The organism is Candidatus Omnitrophota bacterium (assembly GCA_023819145.1).
Taxonomy (GTDB): Bacteria; Omnitrophota; Gorgyraeia; order DTHP01; family DTHP01; genus JBFWKV01.
In genome coordinates this window covers 183,477-205,399 of record JAMWCW010000001.1, presented here as the reverse complement: position 1 = coordinate 205,399, position 21,923 = coordinate 183,477, and the positions used below count along the sequence as shown (strand labels likewise).

Here is a 21,923-nt window from a genome sequence, read left to right as displayed (position 1 = left end):
TTTTCTATTCCAACAGTATTTGCCCCAAGATAATTCTTGGGTCGTTAACCTGATAGATATAAAACCAGTTTAATTTTGCCTGAGGGGAGTTATCCAATTCATCAACATCATGAATAGCTGGCGATATTCCAAAAACAACTCCTTTTTCTGGTTCTATCCCGAGAAATTCCCAGAGAATTTTTGCTTCTAAGATGTAGCCGTTTCTCCCTTCTAATTTATGCTCTTTCATGGCGAAATCTATTTTATCCTGAAATTTGTCCTGATGAAACCATTCCCACTTAATGGGCTTTCCTTCAAATCCTGTGGGAGCAAAACCGAATTGAAAATCATCAGGATTTCTAAAAATAAAACCATCATTTTTAGGGTCGATAAAAATTTCAATACAGTCATCTTTATAAATTAAGTTATCGCGCATCCTCCCAATAATTTCATTATCTATCACCTCTGCAGCAATATACAAGGCTTCTTTATCCCACATAAAATAAAATTTTCCTCTTAAGTCAATTTTCGTATCGGTAACATAAAGGTATTCCAGATGCTTCTGGGGAATGAGTTCGACATAATCAACCTCTTTCCATTCTTTGAGATCGGCATCAAGTTTGGGAGGTTTGGCTGTAAATTTCGCCTTCACCTGAGGCAGTTCCCAGACCAAATTTTTTGTCCCTTCTTTAAATCCCGCTTTCTCCAATGCCTTCTTTATAAATTCATTACGCATAAAATAATCCCAAACCATTCCCGAACGGTAATTCTCAATACTTAAAACAATCGCTCCTAAATCAATACCGATTACATCTGAAGCAAACCAGTTTTTGTCTAAATTGAAGGCATCGGAAAATCCATAGATTCCCCAAATTTTCTCTTTGTGTTGGGTATAGAGATTTCTTAAACAGGAAATGGACTCCTGGGGAGTAAACATTAACGAACCACCCGCTGCAGTAGGAGCAATGGTTCCGTCATGTTTGGGTAAATAGATAGAAGGAGGAGCGCCGTAGACATTGTAGCCTTCTGGTCCGTCACAGGCGGTTAACCCCCATGAGTCAGGGCCGTAGGTTTTATACTTATTCATATTATCAATACAAAACTGACGATTGGCTAAAGTGGCATTTACAGAATTCTGAAAATAGTCGCAAATCCCATCGTTTTTGTTGCGAAAATCTATCCAGAGATGAGAATATTGATGCGCAAACAAAGCAGGAAAAGATACCGTAACAAAATCTTTATATTTTCTTATGGGACGCATCCATTCAAACCAATATTCACTGGGTATAGGATGGTTCGGCGAACCAATGGCAAAAAGATAGAGCATCATCGCTTCGGAATAATAACTCCAGCGGTCAACAATAAATCCGGCATCGGGCAAGTGCGCTGGTTTCCAACCCATCGAAAGGGTAGTCCCTCCATTTAACATTTTATCCCATTCCACTTCCCGATAGAGCTCAACTGCTAACTTCTCTACCTCTGTTCCTTTATAAAACTCACCGCAGAATAATGCTCCTGCGAGAAAGAGCGCGGTATCAATGGAAGAAACTTCTGTCTTTCTCAAGGGTTCACCATTATCCATATGCACAAAATGGTAATAAAAGCCGAATTCGCGCTTCATTTTATCTTTGAAAAACTTTAAGGTAGTAAGCACACGGTTGTATGCCTCTTCGTGAGTAAGCCAACCTCTTTTCTCGGCAATGCACAGCGCGGTCAGACCAAACCCTACGGAGGCAATAGAAGAAATCTTATATTCATCTGGTCCAAAGTTGTTAGCGCGGTCTTTGATTAACCCATTTTCGGGATTTGCTTCATACCAGAAAAACTCAAATGCCTTTCTCTGAACAAGGTCTAAAAATTTATCATCTTCTAACTCACTTATATCAGGATATTCTAAGGGAACTACCCGAGAAGCACCTTCCACCAACGTCGTAAAAAGCAAAAAACCCAAAATTAAAGCAAGAAAAAAACTTTTCATCTCTACCTCCTTTTTAAAAAATATTCTTTAAATTTAGGAATGTAATGTTAACACAAAAAATAAAAATATGCAATGGTAAAAATAAAATTATAAAATTAAGAAATTGAGAATTTGAGAATTTAAGCTTTTGCTATGGATACGGATTTCTGCACCTTTCTCAAAATTATCCAAAAGACGAGAAGGCAAGGAATAATGGAGATGGTATAAAGAATACTCTGCTGTAACAACTTTGTTTCCAGACCAAGAAGTATCCAGAAACCTGTAAGCGCATAGTTAGCCACAAAGGCTTTAAAATCGCGTAGATTTAAACCGTAGATATTTTCCGAGGAAACTATTGTTTCGGGATTGATCGCCTCATCCAACTGCTCTCTTAGCCAATCAATTTTTACTGCTTTTTCTTCCAGAAGTTTTTCGATGTCTTTTCTGAGGCAATCTTTATAAGCGGAACAGGAACTACAACAAAGATTCTCCTCACCTTTCTCTGAGCGGAGCCACTTGGTAGAGCAAGAATTCCACAGTTCACATTTAGGACAACAATAAATAGCCATTTCTTGGGAAGTTTAGAAGCTAACTTGCCTTAAGTTTTTCTATTAAAATTATAACATAGTCCTAAAATTTGTCAAGTGCTAAAATAGACGAGAAAGCCCAAGGCTAAAGGAGATCTCATCAATAAAACGCATCTCCAGATTAAGAAAAGTGTTTTGGGAAACTTCTCTATCATAACCAAAAACCACTCCTATCTTCCAGGGTGAGTGAAAGGAACTATTCCCGTTATTATCCCGACGCAAGAGCCTACTGCGGGATAATTTCAGACCCACATAAGGGGTACCAAAGTCATAATCTTTAGAGAAAAGGGCATCAAACTGGTTGTCATCTAATATGGTTTTATACTCAACGGAATTTAACTCTTCATCAGGAGGATGAATACTTATATGATGTGCACCCAAAATTATTTTTGTCTTTTGGTTTTCATTTTCATAAAGTTTAAATCTCAAGCCATAACCCCCTCCCCATCCGGTATCGTAATCAAAGTCGTTGTTATTTACATAATCATTTTTGATAGAGCCAATTCCCAATTTTCCGTCCAAAACAAGTTTATTAAGAATTCCGTAAGCAAGGGTTAAAAACGCCTGATTGCTTTTAAAATCTATCTTATTTACCGCCCCCTTCATTCTGTATTTCTGGATAGAATTAATCGCTAATCCCCACTGGAACTTATTCCTCCCAGGGACAATCGTGCCACAGGTAGGGGCGGCTGATACGCTATTTACGAGAAAGAAAAAAAACAATACTGTCTTAAAGATAAGGAAAAACACGTTTACCTCCTTTCTATGATTTTAAAGTTATTAATTCATAATCTAAACTTCCTAATCCAATATTTTGGGCATATTCTAATTGAATTTCGCATCGTGCAGATTTGGGATGTAACTCTTTAAAAATATCTCTCCCTGCCTTCTCTCTTGCTAAATCCACTCCTGCCTTGTCGACGGCTACAGGGTCAGTAGAAGCTAAAATGCCGATGTCGGGAATAACTAAAGGGTCGTCTTTAGCCATACAATCGCATTCTTTGGTAATATGCACCAGAAAATTAAAAAATGCCTTTCTTTTTACACCTTTTAAAACTGCATAGGCATACTCTATTATCTTCTCACAAAGAATATTGACCTCTTCACCATAGTCAACTTCGATAGCATTAAATTTACAGGCTACCAAACACTCGCCACAACCTAAACATCGTTCTTCTTGGATGAAACAAAAATTCTCTTTCTCGACAATTGCCTTCGTTGGACAGTTTGCGATGCAAAGTTTGCAAAAACGGCAATTCTTAGCGATAACCTTAGGTTTGATATTGGCATGCAGTTGCAATTTTCCCTTACGGGTAGCAAGACCCATTCCCAGATTCTTTAATGTCGCTCCAAAACCGGTAAGCAGATGTCCTGTAAAATGAGCAAGGGAAATTAAATGCTCTATATAAAAAATAAAAGGGGCGATGTGGGCACTTTTAATATGCTTCTTATCTATCTCCAACTCACGACTACTCTCACCCAGAAGACCATCGCCGATAAAAAGTGGACAATTTAATGCCTCCCAGCTAAAACCATGCCCAGAAGCAAGCTCTAAATGGTCTACGGCATTGGTTCTCTTTCCCGGATAAATTACATTGGTATCGGTGAGAAAAGGTTTTGCTCCCTTTTTTTTTAATCTCTCCACAATAATTTTTACCAAACGTGGATCAAGAAAACCCTTATTGTCTTTTTCCCCAAAGGTAAGCTTTATGGCAACCAAGGAATGCTTCTCGGTATCCTCAAGCAATTCACTCTCTTTGATAAGGACTTTTAAAAGATATCCCAAACGCTCTATGTCTTTGCTTTGCTCTGCAGGAATAAAAAAAACAATAGACTTATCCATTTATTCTGGAAAGAAATTTTAGACCTTGATGTATTTATCCCAGTAAAAATAGAGTTCTTTGGTGGCGTATAAATCTCCTAAACAATACCGTGCGATTTCTAAAAATTTCTTCTCCTTAAAGAAATCCTTAACTGTATCGCCGGTGATGCCTTCTTCTTTAGGGCTTTTTATGCCAAAGGCTCTGCACCACATATGTAAACTGAATCTCTTTCTTACTGCTCCGTAAAAAGTAAATAAGTCCAGTAAATCAATGTGTTCTTTGGAGTCATAACGATAAGGCATGAGATTCCGCGTGGGTTTTATTTTGTGAATCGCAGAACGAATCATAATATAAGGACAATCAAAACTTCTCCCGTTAAAGGTAATAAATTGGTCATAGCGCCTTATGGTCTGCCAGAATTGCATAAGGATTTCTTGCTCATCTCCCTGCACAAATTCTACATTGTCTTCAACTAATCTTGTTAATTCTGTCCCCGGTGCTTGGAAATACACTACCCCTTTGTCTGTGTCTGGATTGAGCATGCCAATAGCCACGATTTCACCCGTAAGCGGATAAAAACCCAAAGACTGACGCACTGACTCTTTGTCTTCCTCGGTCTCAGAATATTTAAGCATATACTCCTTGGAGGTCTCATCGAGATTCTCAAAATCTTCTCCGATCGTCTCAATATCAAAAATTACTCTCGTCATAGATAAGCGTATATTAGTTAAAGAGTTAAAGAAAATACCAAAAATTATCTCTCCGTTAAGAAATAGAAATCGCTTTCTCCTCTTTCCATCCGATTTATATGCAAAACTTCGGATAATTTACGCTTGGGTACATGGAGCCGACCAAACTTGTCTTTCCAGTATTTTACCGAATCTTTCAATACCTCTAACCTCGGCATCTCATCGCGATAACCTAAAGCAAGCACAGAATCCAAATTTAGATAATCAGGTAAATTAAATAAGGAAGAGATTTTTTCTTTCTGCATCGACTTAATCCAGCAAACTCCTATCCCTAACTCCCAAGCAGTAAGAATAATGTTCTCCACAGCAGCTCCCACATCGTAAGGACTATATTGGGGATTTTCCTTCCTTTTATTGACAAGAATCAAAATATAACTAACCGGCCTTTTATGCTGGGGTGGTGTTCCATAAGGTGAGATATAGCCTGCCCAATTAAGAAAAGGGAAAATGCTTTGGGAAAGTTTTTTCTTGTCTACCACCAGAAATTCCAAAGGTTGCAGATTGGCGGCGGAGGGAGCAAGCCTGCCGGCATTTACCAATTTTCTCAAAATAGAGCGAGGAATTTTCTTGGATTTAAAGCTTCTTATCGTCCTTCTTTGAAGGATACTCCGATATACTGAGGACACGCTTAATTTCCTCCCGCAGTCGTTTTTTATATTCCTCATTAAATGCTTCTTGAAAATCGTATACTCCTTTAAAATCCTCAAGCGAGTCTTCTTCGGTCTTCTTAAGCAACCCCTTATCTATTAAGCTAAAAACTATTTCTCCAAAATCATCGGTTTTTTCTACTCCCCAATCTTCAAGAACACTTTGAGCCAGTGGCCCAAACTGCTCTACTGCATACTCTTTTATCCCCTCCAGAAGTTCTTTCCCCGTAACATGACCGCGCCGATTCAATTTTGTCTGAGTATAGAAAAGCGCCTGAAATAAAAATTCATAGGCAGAAATTTTATAACGGGGATCAACTTTTAGTATCTCTTTAATTTTTTTGTAGAACTCAATATCCATATCTTTTTATAAGCTATTTACTCCCAATCGTCCCATTGCTTTCTTTAACTCTCCCACTGTCCTAAAACATAGCGCATTTATCCCCAACACAAGGGCTGCGGAAACCAAATCCACACGGTCATCAATATAGAGAATCTCCCCAGGCAAACAATTGCTCACTTCTATTGCCTTCTTGTATATCAAAGGATGTGGTTTCCTGAAACCCACCCGATAAGAAAGAATGATCCGGTCAAATTCTCCTACCACCGGGAATTTCTCTTTGATATAAGCAAAATGGGAATAGTTTATGTTAGAAAGCAAAATCAAACGGTATCTCCCCTTCAATTTCTTAACAATCAGCTCTACAGGGGGATTAGCAAAGAAAATCTCATTCCAGATTCTGCGTAATTCAAGATAACCGATGTTTAGTTTTAGAAGTTTCTTAAGGCGGAAAAAGAAATCTTTTGTCTTTATCTTCCCTGTCTCGTAACGGGAAACAATGTTTGAATCAAAAATAAGATTATGAATTTCTTCGTGACTATAGGGACTATACTGAGTAAGTTTCTTTGCCGCGATAGAATGGCTAAATCTAATCAAAACATTTCCCAAGTCAAAAATTATGGTCTTTATCTTCATGGGTGAAATATTATACAAAATGTTGCTTTATTTTGCAAAACTTTTCCAACTGGAAACAATGCGCTCTTTTAGCAAACAAGGAATCTCTGCTTCAAGATAAACCCCCTGAGGGGAATATTCTTCCTTAATGACCCTTCCTTCTCGATGGATAAGTGAAATAAATTTTGCTTCTTTTAAAGGAAGAAATATTTTTAGAGAAACCAATCGGGATTTAAGGATAGTGGTGATTTTATTTATAAGCAGTTCTAATCCCATCCCATACAACGCAGAAACTGCTACCGCATTTTCATAACGTGAAAGCTTATTCTCAAGAACTTCCTTATTCTCCAATCTGTCTATCTTATTCAGAGCAGTAATAATCGGCTTGCCTATTGCTTCCAATTCTGACAGAACTTCATAAACCGCTTCTTTCTTTTTTTGCGCCAGCGGGTCAGAAATATCCAGAACATGTAAGAGAATATCTGCTTCTTTTACCTCCTCTAAAGTGGATTTGAATGCTTCAATGAGTCCATGGGGAAGCTTATGAAGGAACCCCACTGTATCTATAAAGAGAATCCTTTGTTTATCCGGTAAAATGTATCTTCGGGAAACTGCATCAAGAGTGCTGAATAAACTATTCTGCACCAATTCCTGGGAGGCAGTAAGGGTATTGAGAAGAGTGGTTTTACCAGCATTGGTATAACCAATGATCGCTACAAGGGGAATATCAAGCTCTTTTCTTTTCTTTCTCAACGTATCTCTTCTTGATTTTATCAGCTCTAAATCATTTTTCAATTTGGCAATGCGTTTCCTAATCCTCCTTCGGTCAACCTCCAACTTTTGTTCACCCGGTCCACGTGTTCCAATGCCCCCTCCCAAACGGGAAAGCATAATCCCTTTACCCGTAAGACGAGGATAAAGATATTCTAACTGCGCCAGTTCCACCTGAATCTTGCCTTCCATACTCCGCGCATGACGAGCAAATATATCAAGAATTAACTGTGTCCTATCAATAGTTTTAACCTGAATAATCTCTTCAAGGTTTCTCTGCTGGGTACTAGAAAGATTATCGCTAAATATAACCACCTCTGCACCGTTTCTTTGAGCACTAATGGCAATCTCTTGAACCTTACCCCGTCCAATAAAATAGGCAGGATGTGGTTTTTTTATCTCCACGGTTATTTTTTCTAACACCTCGCCACCTGAAGACAAAGTTAACTCTTCCAATTCCTGGGCATCATCCTCAAGATCCCAGCCTTTTTTTTCCTGTTTTAGATGGGTAATTACTAAAATTGCTCGTTCCATATAGAAGTATGGTTAAATGGTTAAATGAGAAAATTGTTTTATTTCGTTGGCTAATTCTTTGGCCAAGGTATTTATATCAACAGAATTATCCAGGTTAATCCATTTAATCCGCTTATCCCGAAGAAACCAAGTAAGCTGGCGTTTAGCAAATTGCCGCGTATGGCGTTTTAATAACTCTTTTGCCTCATCAAGAGTAATTTTCCCTTCTAAAAAAGCGGTTATTTCTCTATAACCCAAGCACTGTTGAGCGATAGGCGTAATCTTTATGTTTTTCAACCTCTCTATCTCAGGAAGTAACCCTCTTGCAAACATCATTTCCACTCTCTCATCTATAATTTGATAGAGTTCTTTCTTCGGACGGATTAAACCATAGATAACGGTCTTGTAGTGTGAAAAAAGACCGGTGGTGTGTCTTCGTAATACGGAAATAGGCATTCCTGTGAGATAATATACTTCCAGGGCTCTTATTATTCGCCTTAAATCATGAGAATGAATCTTTTCCGCTGTGGCGGGGTCTATTTTTTTTAATCGCTCATAGAGAAATTCATTACCCCTCTCACTAGCCTCTTTATATAAACTCTCGCGCAAAGCTGTATCCTTGGATGGCCCGTTAAAGATACCATCTAACAATGCCTTAAAATACAGACCACTTCCTCCTACAATAAGCGGAATTCTTCCGTTATTGATTATCCCTTCTATAATCTTTAAAGCGTCACGGCGGTAATCCGCTACCGAATATTCGCACCGGGGGGAAACCACATCAAGCATATGATGCTTTACAATCTCTCTTTCTGCGATAGTGGGTTTAGAAGTAGCAATATCCATACCTGAATAGATTTGCATCGAGTCACAAGAAACTATCTGGGCATCAATAAGGGGAGCAAGTGCTAAAGCTAAAGCAGTCTTACCTACCGCAGTAGGACCAACTAAAAAAACAAGGAGAGCCATTTTATATTTTTATGTCAAGGATAGAGATAAGGGGTGTATCCAGCTTTAATCAGTCTCTTCCGTGTATTTTCACACTCGGAACGATTTAAGAACTTGCCTACGCGCACCCGGTAATAAACCTGTCCCGATTTTGCAATTCCAGAGAGATACGCAGGAAAATCCTGGGCATTTAGCTCCTCAACCAACTTGTTTGCATTTTCTTTATTAAGGAAAGAACCCACCTGAAGAGTGAAGAAAAACTCATTATTGGAAATTATATCCCGGGATAATTTTGCTTCCAAGGAATGGGGAAACACGGATTTTATTTTCTCATAAAGTTTTTTTGCCTCCTCCCATAGCCCTTGTTTACGTTTTGTTTCTGCAAGTTTAAAGTAGGCTAAACTTAAAAGAGGAGATTTTTTATTTTTTTCTATAAAATTCTGATAAAACTCTGCGGCTTTAGTAAAATCATGCTCGATGAAGAAAGAATCTCCCAAAGCAAGTTTGGCATAATCCCTCCACTCACTCTGGGCATATTTTTCCAGCAAAAAGTTAAAATTATTGCGTGCAAGAATAGAATCGCCTATCTGAAGATAACTCATTCCTAAGAGATAATAAAAATCGGCACTGAGTTTATCACGCGTACCTTTACTCCCCAATCCTTCAGAAGTATTGATTACCTTATGATAATCACCTTTAAGAAAACTTTCCCAAAGATAATCAAAATCCTCTCCCCAAGAAAAATCTCTCCACAATAAAACAAAAATCATCAAACACAGAAGAATAATTATTAATCTAAAAAAGCGCTTGTTTCGGTAGCTATTTCTACTTTGCCTCTGCTTTATCATTTTTATTTAGGGATATTCTCTTCTGCAATTCCAATACCAATCTATGTCTTCTCACTTTCTCCTCTTTAGAAACATCGTCAGGCAATTTTTCTGCCTCGGTATAGGGGCGAGGAGAATATTTAAAAATAAAACCTGCATTAAATTCTATCTCTTTAACTAAATTGTAAGTTTCCTGAAAATCCTCTTTACTCTCTGTGGGAAAACCCACAATAATATCGGTGGTTAATATGCCATTTTTAACAATTTTACGATAATTATCTACTAAATCCAAATATAATTTTCGGGTATAACCTCTATTCATTAATTTTAGGATTCTATCCGAACCCGACTGCACTGGTAGGTGTAGGTACTTCTTTAACTTTTCTAAATCTTGCATTGCCTTAAATAGTTCTAAAGTTGTGTCTTTAGGGTGTGAGGTAACAAAGCTGAATTCTTTCAATCCTTTAACAGCATTAACCATATTAACGAATTTAACGAAATTAACGCCATTATATTGATAGGCGTTTACATTCTGACCTAAAAGAGTAACCTTTGTTATACCTTTATCTATTGCTTTTTCTATTTCCTTGATGATATCTGCATAGTTCCGATTTCTTAGAGGGCCTCGAACATAGGGCACAATACAATAGGAACAATAATGGGAACAACCTTCGGAGATAATCACATAAGTATGCTCTTTATCCTCATAAAATCCGCTGTGGTATATTTCCTCAGGACGAATGTTTCCACCGGTCTCCCAGATTTTAGTAGCGTATAGCGGCCAGCGCATAGCGGATAGTTTACTGATTATTTCGGGAATTTTGTGGATATCAGATGGACCCACTACAAAATCTACCTGCGGAACACGCTCAAAAATTTTCTCTTTATATACCTGTGCCATACAACCGACAAGACCAATCATCGGGGAATTTCGCTTTTTTTTAAACTTCCCTATTTCTGACCATACTTTGTCTTCCGCATGTTGACGCACAGAACAGGTGTTAAATATGATAATATCGGCTTGCTGGGGGTTAGTGGTGAGCGTATAGTTGTTAGCGGTTAGTAAACCGGCAATCACCTCAGAATCGCGCACATTCATCTGACAGCCGAAAGTGCGGACAAAAACTTTTTCATTTTTAACCATTAATCGGTCAATATTTCTAATATTTCTTTTTCTTTAACTTCTTGCAACCCCTTTATAATCTTCTTTTGCCATTTCGGAATCATGGAATTAAAAATCCGTTGAATAATTGCTATATCTCCTTTACGTATCAAGGCCTTTAAAATATCAATGGCAGCGTTTCTATCTTTTATCGCTTTTTCTTCCCTGAGTCTGCGCTGGAAGATTATTAATTTATGAAGAGCGAAATTGGCGGGATGTGGCATTGAGATAGTAAAATCTTCAACTTTTATTTTAATTATATTATCAGTGAGTAGGTTCAAAAATCTTAGCGCCACTGCATTTATACCCAACTTTGTTAGCGGAACCGGCTTGTCCGTGCCTTTCCCCCTTTCCGGAACCAAGAACTCAAGCATTAAGTCAGGATGGTCAAGTTTGACATAACCCTCGCGCCCTTTTAGAATCGTTACAAAACCTAAATCCTTTAGAAGCTCGGGAATATTTACGGTATGTTTTATTTTTGCTGGCTTAGCGATTAAAAAATCGATGTCTCTGGTTCGTATGGCGGCTTGTTCTATGTAAGGCACATTACTAAAATATTCTTTATAAAAATATATACACCAACTACCTATAAGAATTAAGTCGTCTAAGATACCCTCTTTATGAAATCTTCTTAAAATTTCAAGACATAAATCAAATTGCTTCTTTTCCACGCAATGAACTCCTTAAGAATCTTATTTGCTTTTTGACTTGGGACAATAATTTCTTGTATTTTGCCCGCAACTCTTTGGCTTCGTCATACTTCTTTTTCTCTTCTTCGGATATTTTTCCCTTGTAGATATACTTTACCTTCTTACCTATTCTCTTTACCAGATAATAATACTCGTGACCTCTTATCTTTCTTATCGCAAGACATCCTTTAGGTAATCTACCCAATACCTCTTCATACTCCTTTCTCATCCGAAGCGAATTTTCAAGTTCTTCTGCTAAGACCCCTTTTATTATACCTCGCATAAACCCTCCCATTACCCAACAAACTACATAACAATATAACTTGTTGGGTAACAAATGTCAAGGAAATAATTACCTAACAAATATTAATATTACATATCCTGTTGGGTAACAGACTAAAAGTTGATACCTACCAAACAGATGTCAACTTTATACAACATTATGCCATATTTCAAAAAAAATCACTTATTAATAACAGTGTTTCGTAATCCTTTTATTCTAAGGCACTTATCTTGCGTAATGTTTCAAGCACCATCCCGAACCACTGTAACGTTCAGTCAGCCGAAAGTGCAGGTAAATAGACTTTTTTTGTTTTAATTTCTGACATTACTCTTTTCTAATGTGCTGGGTGGAAAAAACCTTCTGTAAGATTAACCAAATTTCATGTTCGTCTATCGCCTTTAAAATAGAATCCCTTATCTGTTCATCACTTATTGTTCTTGCGATAGCACCTAATATCTGTACCTGAGAATCATCGTCATCACTGGGAGTCAATATTAAAAAAATAAAACGGACAAGCTTGCCGTCCGGGGTATCCCATTCAATACCATCAACCGAACGTCCAAAGTAGACCAATGGTCGTTTAATTGCCGAGAGTCGCGCGTGAGGAACAGCCAAACCCTCCTCCATCCCCGTACCCATTTCATTCTCACGCTTCATTACTGCTTCATAAATAGTTTCTGAATCGGGCATATCATCCTGACTATCGGCAAGCCTACATAAATCCTTAATTGCTTTACTTTTGTCATCTTGTTTAATAGACCCAATTATGCCTCTTGCAGAAAAATATTCAAGAATGCTTATTTCTTTCCGCTTCTTTATCGCGTAGCTAAACCAAGGCCCGAGGATAACAGAAGATATTACTGCACCAAAAACAATAGCTACAAATACCGGCTGGCTGATAAGGTTGTATTCTAAAGCAAGCAAAGCCACAACGATTTCCATCGCTCCGCCGGGTGTATGGGCAATCGCTATAGCAAGTCTATTCGTCTTGGGTAGTTTTGTAAAATTAACCCCAATCCATGCCCCCAGAAATCTTCCGCCAATACCAATAATGCTAATAAACAGAACAAGAAAAATATCAAAACTTTTTAGAAAATCGACTTTTAAACCAATATTTACGAAAAATAACGGAACGAATATGGCATAGACCATTTGAGAGATAACTTGCCGGACGTTTTCCGATAGCGCGCGTGAACCGCCGGCCATAATTCCTGCAATAAAAAATCCAAACAATGCGTGAATGCCAATCTTCTGAGTTATGGCTCCACAAAAGGCACCGAGCAAACAGATGAAAGTCAAGGGTATTCCCGGTTGAGGCATCTGAGCAGACTTTATACCTGTGATTATTTTATCAACGGTTTTTCTCCCAATAGAAAGGCAAATGACTGTAAAGATAATCGTTGTGCCAGCAATTGCTAAGACCTTTATAATATCCAAATTAGCCTGCGTAAATACTCCGAGCACTAAGGTAAAGAACAACCATCCGATAAAGTCATTTACCGATAATGCCGACATTATCAAAAACCCCAGATCGGTTTTTGAAAGCTTCAAATCATGTAATGCTCTTACCGCAATCGGTAAAGCACTGATGGTCATCACTGTTGCCATAAACATAGCGAAAATAAACCTTTGCTCTGGATTTACCAAATATGAATCAAGGAGGAAAAAACAGGGTATAAATGCAATAACCATCGGTATGATAATATCGGATATTGCTATCTTCAAAGCATCTCCTCGCTGTCTCCAAGCAGAGGTAAAATCGATTTCAAGCCCCGCTTCTAAAAGCAGGAATAGGACTCCAAGCCAAGCTACGGTTTCAAACATATTATGTTGTGTAACATCCTGAGGAAAAATAATTTGATGCCAAGTAGGAGCCAATCTACCCAGAATCGTAGGCCCTAAAAAAACTCCTACTAAAAGTTCTGCGGTTAAAGGCGGTTGCTTCCACCTGCGAAATAATTCACCCAATCCTCTGGCAAGACCAAGGAGAATAACAATTTGGACTAAAAATACGAAGATATTATGTTCACTTAGATAATGCATTATCTTATGTTTTTCTACAAAATAACTTACTCTATCGCAAACTATCTTCTCTCCACCAAAGAGAACCGGTGAATAAGCACAGAAACTCTATCTACCCTTACTCGTGTCCCTCGTTTCTAATAATGCCCGAGGGAAAGGCTCTAAGAATGTTTGTTGACTGATGTATGATGTGTTATGTCTGAGCGCATATGCATGCAGAATGCTCAGTGGAACACTTAAAGGAATCTGTTCCCTTCTATATTCTTCCAAGGTATTAAGAAAAAAACGTTTTTCTTCGGGTTTGAGAACTTTTGTAAAATAACCTAAACCGTGCATTAAAACATTGACCGCTGCGCTAAAGGTAGGTTTTTTGTTTAAAGCTCTGTAAAGTGCTTCTTGGTAATTTTTAAAAACTCGCTGTGGTAGGTTCTTTTGCCTATTAGCTACGATATTACCCATAAGTTTTAGCTCTTTCTGACTATACATCATTAATAAGAATTTATTCTCGGTATGGAACTGCACCAAATTTTTTATTTTAAATCCGCTTGACATATTCCTAAACCGCGCAAACGTAAATATCCTCGTTAAAAAATGCTCTCTGATTCCCAAATTGGTAAGTCGGGCTTCAGTTTCAATCGCGGAATGAGGAAAATGGTTCAAAACCGCCTTACCGAAGAATCCTGATGATTTCTTAAACGAAGCCGAGGAATCAAGACTTGGATACACCTTAACTTCTTTTATGCCACATGATGGAGAACGGTCTTTTAAGATAAATCCATCTATCTCCTCTAATGATCCCAGATAATCCAGAGAAAATTCATTCATTTCACGAGTCACATCTCTTCCAGTGTTAAGCTGCATCAAACGGTATACATCTTTTTTAAACACGATTCGTATCGGGTCTCTGGGAACTCCTAAACCAATCTCACATTCAGGGCACGTAGTGGTATAGGACACAAAAGGTTTTAATTTTTCAACAAAGATATCGGGAATGATTTCTCCGTTCCAACGGCAATTGGCAAAACCGAGACATTTACTGATAAAGATATTTGGTTTTGGAAAAGAGCTTCGCATTATATCCTCCTACTATCATAAGCCCAATGAAGTAGTACCTGGCGTTGTTTCAGTCTGCATAAGCGCCTGCTCTTTCCGCAATTTTTCTTTATCTGAGCAATATGTCTTTTTATAGCTTTCCATCTTTTAATCTGACGCCTATCTTCTTCGGGAATTCTCCTGCCCATATAATACCGACAGTACCACTGGAACCATCCCCGGGGGTCATCTTTATAGATCCATCCTTTCTTTCTCCACACTGAAAGCGGTTGGCTGGCATTTACACCAAAATAATTCAATTTTGGGTCATGTTTTTCAGGACATAACTTCGCTTTCTTAAACCATGATGCGGGAAATTCATGACGACAGTCGGTCATGTATTTACCGCCAAATACGCCCATCTACAACATCTGTTTTGGAGTAAGTTGAGGTTTAAACTCTTTGTCAAAATTCTTGCCCATCGGCTCAACACGCAAATAACGATATCCTCGCTGCATAAAATCGTTAACCACAACCCATCTCTTTTTCATCTCTTTTTTAACTCTCTAATGCTTTTACGATTTATTCCATATGACCCTTTAGCGAAACTCTCGCTCCGCTAAAATTCTTTATTTAAAATGTTCTACATCTTCAAACGTAAAATCGTCCACGCAATAGTCAAGACAACCCCTATGCCTACTAAGCATCCGGACATCTTACCCATTGAGCTACTTAAAGGAGTCCTTGCCTCTTCAATGCCGTATCTTCTTAAAGTTGATGAGATTCTTCCTTCAAAAAGCCCTGCAATACCATCAGTGATAACATCTCCTACTGCTCCACCCACAACAGCACCTAGCGTTCCTGCAAAGTTTGCACCGATTAGAGCTGCTACCCCTAATAGACTAGTATCAATTGCTCCAAACACTATGTCAGCTCCTATTGACTTTACACTGCGCCCAGAAAATTTTACCCATATCAAAGGCAATAACCCCAACCCAATTAAAACTGGACCCAGCAAACTCTTCTTATAGATAATAAAAGAAACAACAACTACAACCACCACCGACACAATAATAAATGCACCTAAAGACCTAACAATTCCCTCTTTATTCTGAAAATCGTTAGTTTCCATTTACGTCTTTCCCCCTTTCTAAGGATATCTATAAAACAATAAATCTCTTAATGATTAATTTCTATCGTAATATTCCTGGATGATTGTAAAACCCAAATGTAACAACGCATTCATATGACAAGCGTAAGTGCGGATAAACAATTTTTTGACCATGTAAGTTCTAAAAATAATTTTATGGAAGGAAAAGCTTGCGAAAATATCTCTTTAATAAAACTTTATCTTTTTTCCCAGGAAACTTCTCCACTCCACTGGAAGTATCTACTGCGTAGGGACGAACTTTTTTTATGGCTTGAGCAATGTTTTCTGGATTAAGCCCTCCCGAAAGGATTAAAGGACGTTTATTCAAAATTCTTTTCGCTTTTATTGCCAGTCCCCAATCAAAAGTTTTCCCTGTTCCACCATATACTCCGGTAACAAAAGAATCTAATAAATAAGCATCCACATCATAATTAAGCATTTTCTTTAACTCTAATGCACTCCTCATCCTGAAGGCTTTAATCACCCCTACAAATTTTCTTACTTTCTTGCAGAAATCTGGAGATTCTTCACCGTGAAGCTGCACTAAATTCAATCTGCAAAAATTCACGATTTTCTCAATATTCTCCAACTTTTCATTCACAAAAACCCCCACCCTAATGACAAAAGGAGGGAGATTTTTAATAATTGCCTTGGCTTTTTGGGGAGTAATCTGGCGTGGACTTCGCGCAAAAACGAAGCCTAATATATCCGCACCTAAATCTACTGCCTGTTTTGCATCTTCCAAATTGGTTATTCCACAAATCTTAACCTTTATTTTACCCATTAAATAAATTAACCCTCTAACCCTTATCAGCGTCCCATGATTTTCTTAATCTTACCTCCTATATCCTCCGCCGTCATAAATGCTTCCCCAATTAAAACTGCATTTACCCCTAAACTTTTTAAATACATTACATCCTCATAAGAATCAATTCCACTCTCCGATACCACAATCTTCTCCTCAGGAATAAGACGTCTTAAACGAACGGTGGTTTCCAAATCAACTTCAAAAGTAAAGAGATTACGATTGTTAATACCAATTATAAAAATATCTTTAAGGGCTAAAACTTTTTTCAGGTCTTCCTCCGTATGCACCTCTACCATTACCTCTAAAGATAAACTTTTAGCTATTTCGGAAAACCTTTTTAGTTCATCTCCACTCAACAAACAGGCAATGAGTAACACCGCATCAGCTTCATAATAGCGCGATTCATAAATCTGATAAGGATCAATAATAAAATCTTTTCTCAATAGAGGAAGCGAAACAACCTCTTTTATCTCTTTTATGTAAGAAATGGCTCCTTGAAAAAATGGCTCTTCTGTAAGCACCGATAAAGCATCAGCTCCAGAAGCTTCGTAAATCGCGGATATCTCCCGATGATCAAAATCACTGCGTAAAATACCCTTTGATGGTGAGGATTTCTTTAATTCGGCAATAAGGTTTATTCTCGTGGTTTTAGAAATTGCTGATTTAAAATCACGTGGGGCAGGAAGGGAATTTATCTCTTTGAGAATATCTCTTTGAGAAATTAAAGCTTTTCTTTTTTTTATCTCTTCTTGTTTATATTCTATAATTTGACTTAATATGCTTTTGCTACTCATGAGTTGGTATAGCGTATTAAATCTTCCAATTTATTTTTTGCTAATCCTTTTTTAATAACATCCCTTGCCAGATTTACTCCCTCTTCAATATCCTTCACCCTATCTGCAGCATAGAGTCCACAACCGCTATTCAATACCACGATATCATAATAGGGACTTTCCTTACCGTTTAATACCTCTAAAGCTATTTTTTTGTTTGTCTCTAAATCGGGAGTTTTTATCGTATCTAAAGAACTTCTCTTTATCCCCAAATCCCAAGGAACTATGCTATACTCTTCCAAATTTCCTTCACGCCACTCCCAGACCAAAGTCTCCGAATTGGTAGAAACTTCATCCAGCCCATCAAGACCATGCACCACTAAAACATGTTTTGAGCCCAAATCTCCTAAAACCTGAGCAATTTTTCTTCCGAGATTTCTATCATAGACCCCTAAAAGTTGATGGGTTGCACCCGCAGGATTGGTCAAAGGTCCTAAAATGTTAAAGATAGTCCTTATCCCTATTTCTTTACGCACAGGCGTAGCATATTTCATTGCGGGATGAAATTTTGGGGCAAATAAAAACCCGATACCAATTTCCTTTAAGCATAACTCAATTATCTCTTTATCTACCTCGAGATTCACTCCCAAAGCTTCTACTAAATCCGCACTTCCACACTGACTGGAAACCGAACGATTACCGTGTTTTGCTACAGTAACTCCTGCGCCTGCGACAACAAAAGAAGAAACTGTAGAGATATTAAAAGTGCGCAATCCATCTCCTCCGGTTCCACAGGCATCAAAAATAACTGGAGAATCCACTTTAATCCTAATCACAAATTTGCGCATCGTCTCGACAGCACCGCTAATCTCTTCAACCGTCTCTCCTTTCATCCGTAAGGCAGTCAAAAAGGAGGAAATCTGAGTAGGGAGAGCTTCTCCGGTCATAATCTCTTCCATCACCCTCTTCATCTCTTCATTAGTAAGAGATAAATCTTCTATAAGTTTTCCAATCGACTCTCTAATCATTTATCTTGATGAAATTATTTAGGATTTTTTTACCCTCTTTAGTAAGAATGGACTCGGGATGAAACTGAACTCCCCAAAGAGGGTAATCTTTATGCTTTAACCCCATAATTTCTTTCTCTTTTGTCTCGGCAATGATTTCCAGAAGAGCAGGCAAACCCTCTCTTTCTACAATCAAGGAATGATACCTGGTTGCTTCAAAAGGGTTTTCTACTTCCTCAAAAATGTCTGTACCTTTATGATAAATCAATGATGTTTTCCCATGCATCAGTCTTTCTGCCTGAACAACTCTTCCTCCAAAAACTTCACCAATGCATTGATGGCCAAGACAAACTCCTAAAATAGGAATTTTACCTGCGAATTCACGAATTAAATCACAAGATATGCCGGCATCTTCAGGTCTACCCGGACCAGGGGAAATTACAATATGCTTAGGCTTTAACCTCTTAATCTCTTCTAAGGTAATCTTATCATTGCGATAAACCACTAATTCTCCACCCAATTCTCCAAGATACTGAACAAGATTATAGGTAAATGAATCATAATTATCAATCATCAATATCATCTTCTTATCCCCTTTATTTCTTAGGTCTAAATCATCCCTTGTTCTGCCAGTTCTATTGCTCTCAGCATCGCTTTTGCTTTATTTACTGTCTCCTGATACTCCGAATCTGGTTCGGAATCTGCCACAATACCCGCGCCTGCTTGAATGTAGGCTTGACCATCTTTAATAATAATCGTCCGAATGGTAATACAGGAATCTAAATTCCCGGAAAAACTGAAATACCCAACACAACCTGCATAAGGACCACGAGCAATTTCTTCCAATTCAGCAATGATTTCCATCGCTCTAATCTTAGGAGCGCCAGTCACGGTGCCTGCAGGAAAAGTTGCTCTTATTAAATCAAAGATATCTCTATCTTTTTTTAATTTTCCCACGATATTAGAAACAATATGCATCACATGGGAATAGCGCTCAATTACCATAAGTTCAGTTACCTTTACAGTTCCAAATTCACAAACTCTACCCAAATCGTTTCTTCCTAAATCTACAAGCATAATGTGTTCCGCACATTCTTTTTTGCTTTTTAAAAGTTCCTCTTCCAATAACTTATCTTCTTCAAGATTTCCTCCCCTTACCCTGGTCCCGGCTATCGGACGCAATTCTACATTTCCCTCCTCACAACGCACAAATACTTCCGGAGAGGCTCCTACAAGGGAGAAATTCTTAAATTTAAGATAATACATATAGGGAGAGGGGTTTATTGAACGCAATGCCCTATAAACATCAAAACTTTTTGTATTAATTTTGGTAATCAAACGCTGAGAAAGAACCACCTGAATAATCTCTCCTTTTTTTATATATTCCTTTGCCTTATTTACCGCCTGTATAAAATCTTTCTTGGTAAAATTTGAACGAACCTTGAGCAACGAATTTTTTCGGCAATGATGACTTAAAGGCTTGAACGAACTTTTCAGTTTTTTAACCAGCGCTTCTACTTTTGTTACAGTCTTATCATAGATAGCCCCACTATATTTATTATCCTCGATATAAGCATTGACTACTACTTTAATTCTATGCTTGAGATGGTCGAAAATAATCAGACTATCCGCAAGCATGAATAAACAATCGGGAAGGCCAAGGTCATCTTTATTCTGGAGTGGTATATCCTCAAAAAATCTTACCGTATTGTATCCAATATACCCTACCAAACCTCCGGAGAAACGCGGAAGGTCTTCAAGAACAACGAATTGAAACTTCTTCAGCACCTTCTTAATATTCTCTAAAGGGTCTTCCGTTAAGGATTTTACCTTTCTGCCTTTCTCAATAATTTCTACCTCTTTACCCTTGGCGCTGAAAATCAAAGATGCTCCACTTGCTAAAAAAGAGTAACGGGCAATATTCTCTTGTCCCTCCACAGATTCTAATAAAAAAGAATAATCTTCAGTATCAATTTTCATAAAAGCAGAAACAGGTGTCTCTAAATCAGCCAATAACTCACAGTATACGGGAATGAGATTACCTTTTTTGGATAATTTGATAAAATCTTTTTTAGTTGGGTAAACCATGGAATATTCTCTTATCCGTAATTTGAAATTGGTAATCCCTAATTAGAAGTTTTTATTTCTGCTCTTTAACTTTAGGCTTAAATTCTCTGAAGAAGCAGGAACGGTTTCCCGTATGGCAAGCAACCCCTCCCACCTGTTTTATTTTAAACAATAAACAATCACCGTCACAATCATAGAATATCTTTTTAACTATCTGAAAATTCCCCGAAGTTTCTCCCTTCAACCAAAGTTTATTCCTTGAGCGACTCCAAAAATGAGTTTTTCCGGCTTCAATTGTTTTGCTCAAAGAAGACCTGTTCATATAAGCCACCATCAGCACTTCGCCTGTTTTAAAATCTTGAATAACTGCGGGTATAAGCCCTTTTTCATCAAATTTCAATTCTTTGAGAAACGATTTTAATCCTTTTTTTACCTGTATAATCCGTAACTTATTCTGCAATTTTCCTCGCCTCCTTAAAAGTAAATTTTTTCTCGTAGAGTGCCTTTCCGATAATTACACCTATTACCCCCTTATCGGAAATCGCTCTAAGTGCCTGGAGGTCTTCGAGACTTCCCACTCCTCCGGCAACAATAACCTTTATATTTGTCCTTGATAAGAATTCAGAAATATAATCAATTCTTATCCCCTTTAATGTTCCATCTCTTTTAATATCGGTAAGAATAAAAGTGTCCATTCCTAAATTAGTTAAATCTCTAACAAAATCCTCAGGTTTAATTACGGTTTTTTTTGTCCATCCCTCAGTAGCTAAAAAACCATCCTTAATATCTAAACTAACGATAATTTTAGCCGGGCAATCTTCTATTACCGTTTTTAGCCAATCAATATCTTCGCAAGCCCTTGTTCCCATCACGATTCTTTTTACTCCTGCCTCCAAAAGTTGGACAATATCTTCTTTTCTTCTAATGCCTCCTCCCACCTGTACAGGAATCTTTAAATTCTTGACTATTTCCTTAATTAAATCTAAGTTTCGAGGAATCCCTAATAATGCTCCCTCCAGGTCTACAATGTGAAGTATCTCTGCACCCTCTCTTTCCCAAAAAAGCGCCACCTCCAGAGGATTATCAGAATAAAGAGATACTTTATCAAATTCTCCTTTTTCTAAACGAACTACCTTACTTTCTTTAATGTCTATTGCAGGAATTACTAACACCT

24 protein-coding genes and 1 pseudogene are annotated in these 21,923 nt (G+C 37.8%); all 25 read right to left on the bottom strand.

Annotation, left to right across the window (positions count from 1 at the left end):
• Positions 1–4: 4 nt before the first annotated feature.
• Entirely contained in the window at positions 5–1,957 is a 1,953-nt protein-coding gene (locus tag NC818_00840; protein ID MCM8783313.1) for a hypothetical protein, read from the bottom strand.
• Between the two features lie 119 nt (positions 1,958–2,076).
• The gene (locus NC818_00835) at positions 2,077–2,505 is read right to left on the bottom strand and encodes a hypothetical protein (protein ID MCM8783312.1); all 429 of its coding nucleotides are present in this window, start codon (positions 2,503–2,505) and stop codon (positions 2,077–2,079) included.
• A 78-nt stretch (positions 2,506–2,583) separates the two neighbouring features.
• A complete protein-coding gene (locus tag NC818_00830) occupies positions 2,584–3,273 on the bottom strand; it encodes a hypothetical protein (GenBank protein MCM8783311.1) in 690 nt (229 codons plus the stop codon).
• A gap of 13 nt (positions 3,274–3,286) precedes the next feature.
• Complete coding sequence (locus tag NC818_00825) at positions 3,287–4,366, bottom strand: DUF362 domain-containing protein (protein MCM8783310.1); 1,080 nt, start codon at positions 4,364–4,366, stop codon at positions 3,287–3,289.
• Positions 4,367–4,384: 18 nt separating this feature from the next.
• The gene (locus NC818_00820; protein MCM8783309.1) at positions 4,385–5,056 is read right to left on the bottom strand and encodes a ribonuclease H-like domain-containing protein; all 672 of its coding nucleotides are present in this window, start codon (positions 5,054–5,056) and stop codon (positions 4,385–4,387) included.
• Between the two features lie 44 nt (positions 5,057–5,100).
• Positions 5,101–5,721 (bottom strand): nitroreductase family protein, encoded by a 621-nt coding sequence (locus NC818_00815; protein MCM8783308.1) that lies wholly within the window; start codon positions 5,719–5,721, stop codon positions 5,101–5,103.
• Positions 5,669–6,103: a hypothetical protein gene (locus tag NC818_00810; protein ID MCM8783307.1), complete on the bottom strand. Its 435-nt coding sequence runs from the start codon at positions 6,101–6,103 to the stop codon at positions 5,669–5,671. Before NC818_00810 ends, NC818_00815 begins: the two co-directional genes overlap by 53 nt.
• Before the next feature lie 6 nt (positions 6,104–6,109).
• A complete protein-coding gene (locus NC818_00805; protein MCM8783306.1) occupies positions 6,110–6,718 on the bottom strand; it encodes an HAD family phosphatase in 609 nt (202 codons plus the stop codon).
• 27 nt (positions 6,719–6,745) lie between these two features.
• A complete protein-coding gene (gene hflX, locus NC818_00800) occupies positions 6,746–8,002 on the bottom strand; it encodes a GTPase HflX (GenBank protein ID MCM8783305.1) in 1,257 nt (418 codons plus the stop codon).
• Positions 8,003–8,014: 12 nt separating this feature from the next.
• Complete coding sequence (miaA, locus tag NC818_00795; protein MCM8783304.1) at positions 8,015–8,950, bottom strand: tRNA (adenosine(37)-N6)-dimethylallyltransferase MiaA; 936 nt, start codon at positions 8,948–8,950, stop codon at positions 8,015–8,017.
• Between the two features lie 14 nt (positions 8,951–8,964).
• A complete protein-coding gene (locus tag NC818_00790) occupies positions 8,965–9,699 on the bottom strand; it encodes a tetratricopeptide repeat protein (GenBank protein ID MCM8783303.1) in 735 nt (244 codons plus the stop codon).
• Positions 9,700–9,754: 55 nt separating this feature from the next.
• Entirely contained in the window at positions 9,755–10,900 is a 1,146-nt protein-coding gene (gene miaB, locus NC818_00785; protein MCM8783302.1) for a tRNA (N6-isopentenyl adenosine(37)-C2)-methylthiotransferase MiaB, read from the bottom strand.
• The gene (locus NC818_00780) at positions 10,900–11,589 is read right to left on the bottom strand and encodes a nucleotidyltransferase domain-containing protein (GenBank protein ID MCM8783301.1); all 690 of its coding nucleotides are present in this window, start codon (positions 11,587–11,589) and stop codon (positions 10,900–10,902) included. The genes miaB and NC818_00780 overlap by 1 nt, the downstream gene beginning before the upstream one ends.
• A complete protein-coding gene (locus NC818_00775; GenBank protein MCM8783300.1) occupies positions 11,570–11,890 on the bottom strand; it encodes a hypothetical protein in 321 nt (106 codons plus the stop codon). Before NC818_00775 ends, NC818_00780 begins: the two co-directional genes overlap by 20 nt.
• Positions 11,891–12,214: 324 nt before the next feature.
• A complete protein-coding gene (locus tag NC818_00770) occupies positions 12,215–13,933 on the bottom strand; it encodes a cation:proton antiporter (protein MCM8783299.1) in 1,719 nt (572 codons plus the stop codon).
• Positions 13,934–14,020: 87 nt separating this feature from the next.
• The gene (locus NC818_00765; GenBank protein ID MCM8783298.1) at positions 14,021–14,986 is read right to left on the bottom strand and encodes a DUF523 and DUF1722 domain-containing protein; all 966 of its coding nucleotides are present in this window, start codon (positions 14,984–14,986) and stop codon (positions 14,021–14,023) included.
• Positions 14,986–15,495: pseudogene (locus tag NC818_00760) on the bottom strand (hypothetical protein). The gene NC818_00765 and the pseudogene NC818_00760 overlap by 1 nt, the downstream one beginning before the upstream one ends.
• Positions 15,496–15,587: 92 nt before the next feature.
• Positions 15,588–16,076: a hypothetical protein gene (locus tag NC818_00755; protein MCM8783297.1), complete on the bottom strand. Its 489-nt coding sequence runs from the start codon at positions 16,074–16,076 to the stop codon at positions 15,588–15,590.
• Between the two features lie 172 nt (positions 16,077–16,248).
• Positions 16,249–16,878, bottom strand: a complete 630-nt coding sequence (locus NC818_00750; protein ID MCM8783296.1) for a phosphoribosylanthranilate isomerase — start codon at positions 16,876–16,878, stop codon at positions 16,249–16,251.
• Positions 16,879–16,904: 26 nt separating this feature from the next.
• Positions 16,905–17,696, bottom strand: coding sequence for an indole-3-glycerol phosphate synthase TrpC (trpC, locus tag NC818_00745; GenBank protein ID MCM8783295.1), 792 nt, complete (start codon positions 17,694–17,696; stop codon positions 16,905–16,907).
• Entirely contained in the window at positions 17,693–18,703 is a 1,011-nt protein-coding gene (gene trpD / locus NC818_00740) for an anthranilate phosphoribosyltransferase (GenBank protein MCM8783294.1), read from the bottom strand. Before trpD ends, trpC begins: the two co-directional genes overlap by 4 nt.
• Entirely contained in the window at positions 18,696–19,265 is a 570-nt protein-coding gene (locus tag NC818_00735; GenBank protein ID MCM8783293.1) for an aminodeoxychorismate/anthranilate synthase component II, read from the bottom strand. Before NC818_00735 ends, trpD begins: the two co-directional genes overlap by 8 nt.
• A gap of 26 nt (positions 19,266–19,291) precedes the next feature.
• Complete coding sequence (gene trpE / locus NC818_00730) at positions 19,292–20,770, bottom strand: anthranilate synthase component I (protein ID MCM8783292.1); 1,479 nt, start codon at positions 20,768–20,770, stop codon at positions 19,292–19,294.
• Between the two features lie 52 nt (positions 20,771–20,822).
• Positions 20,823–21,209 carry a phosphoribosyl-AMP cyclohydrolase gene (gene hisI / locus NC818_00725; GenBank protein MCM8783291.1) on the bottom strand — a complete coding sequence of 129 codons (387 nt, stop codon included), beginning with the start codon at positions 21,207–21,209 and terminating at the stop codon, positions 20,823–20,825.
• Positions 21,199–21,921, bottom strand: a complete 723-nt coding sequence (gene hisA, locus NC818_00720) for a 1-(5-phosphoribosyl)-5-[(5-phosphoribosylamino)methylideneamino]imidazole-4-carboxamide isomerase (protein ID MCM8783290.1) — start codon at positions 21,919–21,921, stop codon at positions 21,199–21,201. Before hisA ends, hisI begins: the two co-directional genes overlap by 11 nt.
• Positions 21,922–21,923: the final 2 nt, after the last annotated feature.

Bases quoted from the DNA above. Each gene is read 5' to 3' on its own strand.
- NC818_00840 (MCM8783313.1), bottom strand. From the start codon at position 1,957: ATGAAAAGTTTTTTTCTTGCTTTAATTTTGGGTTTTTTGCTTTTTACG.
- NC818_00835 (MCM8783312.1), bottom strand. From the start codon at position 2,505: ATGGCTATTTATTGTTGTCCTAAATGTGAACTGTGGAATTCTTGCTCT.
- NC818_00825 (MCM8783310.1), bottom strand. From the start codon at position 4,366: ATGGATAAGTCTATTGTTTTTTTTATTCCTGCAGAGCAAAGCAAAGAC.
- NC818_00820 (MCM8783309.1), bottom strand. From the start codon at position 5,056: ATGACGAGAGTAATTTTTGATATTGAGACGATCGGAGAAGATTTTGAG.
- NC818_00810 (MCM8783307.1), bottom strand. From the start codon at position 6,103: ATGGATATTGAGTTCTACAAAAAAATTAAAGAGATACTAAAAGTTGAT.
- NC818_00805 (MCM8783306.1), bottom strand. From the start codon at position 6,718: ATGAAGATAAAGACCATAATTTTTGACTTGGGAAATGTTTTGATTAGA.
- hflX (MCM8783305.1), bottom strand. From the start codon at position 8,002: ATGGAACGAGCAATTTTAGTAATTACCCATCTAAAACAGGAAAAAAAA.
- miaA (MCM8783304.1), bottom strand. From the start codon at position 8,950: ATGGCTCTCCTTGTTTTTTTAGTTGGTCCTACTGCGGTAGGTAAGACT.
- NC818_00790 (MCM8783303.1), bottom strand. From the start codon at position 9,699: ATGATTTTTGTTTTATTGTGGAGAGATTTTTCTTGGGGAGAGGATTTT.
- miaB (MCM8783302.1), bottom strand. From the start codon at position 10,900: ATGGTTAAAAATGAAAAAGTTTTTGTCCGCACTTTCGGCTGTCAGATG.
- NC818_00775 (MCM8783300.1), bottom strand. From the start codon at position 11,890: ATGCGAGGTATAATAAAAGGGGTCTTAGCAGAAGAACTTGAAAATTCG.
- NC818_00770 (MCM8783299.1), bottom strand. From the start codon at position 13,933: ATGCATTATCTAAGTGAACATAATATCTTCGTATTTTTAGTCCAAATT.
- NC818_00765 (MCM8783298.1), bottom strand. From the start codon at position 14,986: ATGCGAAGCTCTTTTCCAAAACCAAATATCTTTATCAGTAAATGTCTC.
- NC818_00755 (MCM8783297.1), bottom strand. From the start codon at position 16,076: ATGGAAACTAACGATTTTCAGAATAAAGAGGGAATTGTTAGGTCTTTA.
- NC818_00750 (MCM8783296.1), bottom strand. From the start codon at position 16,878: ATGGGTAAAATAAAGGTTAAGATTTGTGGAATAACCAATTTGGAAGAT.
- trpC (MCM8783295.1), bottom strand. From the start codon at position 17,696: ATGAGTAGCAAAAGCATATTAAGTCAAATTATAGAATATAAACAAGAA.
- trpD (MCM8783294.1), bottom strand. From the start codon at position 18,703: ATGATTAGAGAGTCGATTGGAAAACTTATAGAAGATTTATCTCTTACT.
- NC818_00735 (MCM8783293.1), bottom strand. From the start codon at position 19,265: ATGATATTGATGATTGATAATTATGATTCATTTACCTATAATCTTGTT.
- trpE (MCM8783292.1), bottom strand. From the start codon at position 20,770: ATGGTTTACCCAACTAAAAAAGATTTTATCAAATTATCCAAAAAAGGT.